Origin of the sequence: Gemmatimonas sp., assembly GCF_044345575.1 — a bacterium.
Taxonomy (GTDB): Bacteria; Gemmatimonadota; Gemmatimonadetes; order Gemmatimonadales; family Gemmatimonadaceae; genus Gemmatimonas.
Window position 1 is genome coordinate 1 of record NZ_JBIJAW010000304.1, and the last position, 3,851, is coordinate 3,851.

General features: G+C 67.3%; 6 protein-coding genes. 2 read left to right on the plus strand and 4 right to left on the minus strand.

Features of this window, described 5'->3' with window-relative positions; genetic code table 11:
• Positions 1-194 precede the first annotated feature (194 nt).
• From ACIQ6O_RS14060 to trxA, 3 genes are read right to left on the minus strand one after another with little or no spacing between them, the layout of a single operon-like run.
• A complete protein-coding gene (locus ACIQ6O_RS14060; protein WP_396208411.1) occupies positions 195-911 on the minus strand; it encodes a DUF4159 domain-containing protein in 717 nt (238 codons plus the stop codon).
• 11 nt (positions 912-922) lie between these two features.
• Positions 923-1,801, minus strand: coding sequence for a 16S rRNA (cytidine(1402)-2'-O)-methyltransferase (rsmI, locus tag ACIQ6O_RS14065; RefSeq protein WP_396208412.1), 879 nt, complete (start codon positions 1,799-1,801; stop codon positions 923-925).
• Between the two features lie 16 nt (positions 1,802-1,817).
• Positions 1,818-2,141, minus strand: coding sequence for a thioredoxin (trxA, locus tag ACIQ6O_RS14070; protein ID WP_396208413.1), 324 nt, complete (start codon positions 2,139-2,141; stop codon positions 1,818-1,820).
• 91 nt (positions 2,142-2,232) lie between these two features.
• Between trxA and mce the strand changes: the two genes are divergently transcribed.
• Positions 2,233-2,643, plus strand: a complete 411-nt coding sequence (gene mce / locus ACIQ6O_RS14075; protein ID WP_396208414.1) for a methylmalonyl-CoA epimerase — start codon at positions 2,233-2,235, stop codon at positions 2,641-2,643.
• 25 nt (positions 2,644-2,668) lie between these two features.
• Here the strand turns inward: mce and ACIQ6O_RS14080 are convergent, their stop codons facing one another.
• Positions 2,669-3,208, minus strand: coding sequence for a hypothetical protein (locus ACIQ6O_RS14080; protein ID WP_396208415.1), 540 nt, complete (start codon positions 3,206-3,208; stop codon positions 2,669-2,671).
• A gap of 116 nt (positions 3,209-3,324) precedes the next feature.
• On the opposite strand from ACIQ6O_RS14080, the gene ACIQ6O_RS14085 reads away from it, so the two are divergent.
• The coding region (locus ACIQ6O_RS14085) for a pyridoxine 5'-phosphate synthase (protein ID WP_396208416.1) at positions 3,325-3,851 on the plus strand (527 nt) is incomplete at its 3' end.

The following is a 3,851-nucleotide window of genomic DNA, read 5'->3' on the forward strand; positions in this document are numbered from 1 at the left end:
CGAAGGCGGCAATGGCGATAAGCGCGGTGACGATGCCCGCCGCCATGAGCGCCGACGCGACAGTGCCGCGGGTGGACAGCGCCTGCCGCTCCTGATCGAGTCGCGCCTCGAGGGCGCGACCGGCGGGGGGCGTGTTGGCGGCGGCGGGTAGTCCGCGGATGGCCGGGGCGGTCATGCGGGTCTCGAAGAAATGATCACGGCTGCACGCGACTGGTCGTCGCGTACGTGAACAGATTCACGCCCAGCCGCAGCGCCTGCTCGTGCAGCGCCGGCGGATCGGGGTACGTGCCCACGTCTTCCCAACCATTCCCGAGGTCGGCGGAAAACGTGTAATACAAAGCGAGCCGGTTGCCGATGAAGATGCCATAGCCCTTCGCCGGCTTGCCGTCGTGCTCGTGGACCTTCACCGGTCCGCTGGGGAAGTCGTACACGAGGTGATAGATCGGGTGCCCGTACGGCACCTCCACCAGCGGGCGGTCGGGAAAGACACGCGCAATCTCGCGGCGGAAGCTTTCGTCGAGGCCGTAATTGTCGTCGACGTGCAGGAAGCCGCCGCGCGTGAGATACTCGCGCAGGCGCTGCACTTCCACGTCGCTCAGCTTGATCTCGCCGTGGCCGGTGGCGTGGATGAACGGATAGTCGAAGAGCGCGGAGTCGGTGAGGGTCACCTTGCCTTCAACTCGTTCGATGGGGAGCGACGTACGCTCGGCCACGGCTCGAATGAGATTGGGCAGACTCGACGGGTTCGCGTACCAATCACCGCCGCCTTCGTACTGGAGCCGCGCGATGGCGAGCCGTCCCGGGCCAGCCTCCCGCAGGACGCGCGCCATGGGCGACGCCGCAGCCCCGAGCGATAACCCCGCACACGCAGCGACGAGAACGATGGAACGGAGGCGCTGCGTGAACCGCATGTAGGACGGGCTCAGGTGTCGTGGGCGAGGCGGTACGCGAGGTTGCGGCTCGCGCCGTGTTCATCCATGAGCATGCGGACAATGTCGCGCGGACGGAAGCCTTGCGCGCGCAGGGCATCCGCCGTGGCGCGCAGACCATCTTCCGTGGGTTCCGTCGTCGTCGCGCCGGCCAGTACGAACACGATTTCCCCCTTGGGGGGCACCTGTTCGTAATACGCGGCGACCTCCTCCAGCGTTCCGCGGCGAATCTCCTCGAAATGCTTCGTGAGTTCGCGGGCCACGGCGACCTGGCGGCCACTCCCGGCAATGGCAGCCAGATCACGCAGCGTGTCCACCAGCCGGTTGGGTGATTCGAAGAGGACCACGGCGTGCGGGAGGCGCGCGGCCATGGCCAAGGCGTCCTCCCGGTCCTTGCCCTTCCGCTCCGGAAACCCGAGCACCGTAAAGGGGTGCGCGGCGAGTCCACAGGCCACGAGGGCGGCGAGGGTGGCCGATGCGCCGGGAATGGGGACGACCCGGATGCCGGCGGTCACCGCGGCCTCCACAAGACGACCACCGGGGTCGCTCACGAGTGGCGTCCCGGCATCGCTGATGACCGCAATCGCCTCGCCGGCGCGCAGCCGGTCGAGCAAGCGCGGAATGGCGCTGGCCTCGTTGTGCTCGTGCAGCGCCTGGGTCGGGGTACCGATGCCGTAGCGGTCGAGCAGCGGCCGAGCGTGACGGGTGTCCTCGCAGCAGATCACGCTCGCCTGGCGCAGCACGGCCAACGCGCGAAGCGTGATGTCCCCGAGGTTCCCGATGGGAGTGCTCACCACGTGCAAAGCCCCAGGCGTGATCGCCTGGGGCCAGAGTGCACAGACCTGTTCGGTGAGCGCGCTATGGCTCAGCACGTCGCTCAGAAACAGCTCAGGCGTGTTCCTTGAACTTCGCTTCGAGCGCCGGACGCGGCACCGCGCCCACCACCTGGTCCACCAGTTTGCCGTCCTTGAAGAACAGGATGGTGGGGATCGAACGCACGTTGAACTTCGCCGCGGTGCGCTGGTTGTTGTCCACGTCGAGCTTGGCCACCTTCACCTTGCCGGCGTAGTCGACGGCGAGCTGCTCCACGATCGGGGCGATCATGCGGCACGGCGCGCACCACGTCGCCCAGAAGTCCACGACAGAAAGACCGGCCTGCTGCTCGATCTCCGCCGCGAACGTGTCGTCCTTCACTTCGACTGCGTTGGCCATCGTGTGCTCCGTGGGACGCGCGTCTCGCAACGCGTTCATCCCGCTTCAGGATTAGAATTCAGTTCCGCCACCCCGATCCAACGAGACCGACATGACCGAACCCGTTCGCCGCGGCACGCGCATCGCCCACATCGGGATCGCGGTCCGCGCCATCGACGAGCTGCTGCCCTTCATGCGTGACGTGCTGGACATGCCCGAGGTCCCCCTCGGCAACTCCGACGGCGCGACCATCGTGGGTCTCGCATCGGGCGAGTCGCTCGTGGAACTGCTCGAGGCACAAGCTGAGGACACGCCGATCGGCAAATATGTCGCCAAGCGTGGCCCCGGAATCCATCACGTCTGCTTCGCCGTGGACGACCTCGACGGCATGTTGCAGAAATGCCGCGACGCCGGTCTCCGACTCATCGACGAAACCCCACGGATCGGCGCAGAGGGGAAGCGGATCGCCTTCCTCCATCCGAGCGCGACCGGAGGGGTGCTCGTCGAACTGTCCGAATACTAGTCGGCCCGTCCCGCCACGTCACGCCTCAGCGACAGAACTCCCGCAGCTTCGTCACGTCGACGTCCTCCACGAGCCATCGGCCGCCCGGCCCGGAGACGGTGGCGATCGTCGTGGTGGCGCTCTGCGGCCCCTTGGTCAGGGTCACCACGTGCTCCTGCTTCCCCCCAGCCTGCAGCCGCGGCCGCTCTTCGGCAAAGACGAATTTGTCGTGCTGCATGAGGCACTGCATGATGACCAGTCGCTTTTCGAGCTCGTCGCGCTTGAGCTGGTCCCGGGCGAGCCCCTTGCTGTTGCCCCAGAGCCCCGACATGGCCTGCAGGTCCTGATTCCGGACCGCCGCCAGGAAGGTCTCCACGGCGCCGCGTCCCGATGCCGCGCCCAGCGTACCGGGCGCCGCGCCAGCCGAGGGCATGGCCGCGCCGGGGAGACTCGTTTCCGTGGAAACCGCCTGACGGGCACAGGCGCTCGTGAGGAGCACCCCCGCCAGCATCACCCAACCACCACGCATTCCGGACTTCCGCCGAGCGGGCACCAAGGCCTCCTTACCTTCGGTGTGAACGTGCATTGGTGTAAGCTATCATCGTGACGCGCCGGAGAGGCCTCGCGGCGACCGGGGAGTTGTGAGTTTCGAGTCGCAGCTCTCAGCTTTCGGTCTCACCTACAATACCGAATACCCCAAAGATGGCGCTCAAGTACCAGCGGTTATACGTCAACATCGATCACGTGGCCACCGTGCGGCAGGCTCGGCGCGGCAGCACCCCCGACCCGGTCGCCGCCGCCGTGCTGTGCGAGCAGGCCGGTGCCGACGGCATCACGGCCCATCTGCGTGAGGATCGCCGGCACATTCAGGACGACGACATCACCCGGCTCGCGGCCGCGGTGACGACGTTGCTCAACCTGGAGTGTGCCATAACCGACGACATGCTCCGCATCGCCGAAACACTTCGGCCCGCGCAGGTGACGCTGGTGCCCGAACGCCGGGAGGAGATCACCACGGAAGGCGGGCTCGACGTGGTGCGCCACGAGGCGGCCGTGCGCGATGCCGTAACGCGGCTGAAGCTGGCTGGGATACGCACCAGTCTGTTCATCGACCCCGACGAAGCGGCCGTACGGCTATCGCAGGCGGTGGGCGCCGATGCGATCGAGCTTCACACCGGGACGTATGCCCATCATCCGCGGACCGCCGCGCCCCTCGCGGCGCTCAAGGC

Coding starts and splice junctions, on each gene's coding strand:
- ACIQ6O_RS14060 (WP_396208411.1), bottom strand. CDS start 911: ATGCGGTTCACGCAGCGCCTCCGTTCCATCGTTCTCGTCGCTGCGTGT.
- trxA (WP_396208413.1), bottom strand. CDS start 2,141: ATGGCCAACGCAGTCGAAGTGAAGGACGACACGTTCGCGGCGGAGATC.
- mce (WP_396208414.1), top strand. CDS start 2,233: ATGACCGAACCCGTTCGCCGCGGCACGCGCATCGCCCACATCGGGATC.
- ACIQ6O_RS14080 (WP_396208415.1), bottom strand. CDS start 3,208: ATGCACGTTCACACCGAAGGTAAGGAGGCCTTGGTGCCCGCTCGGCGG.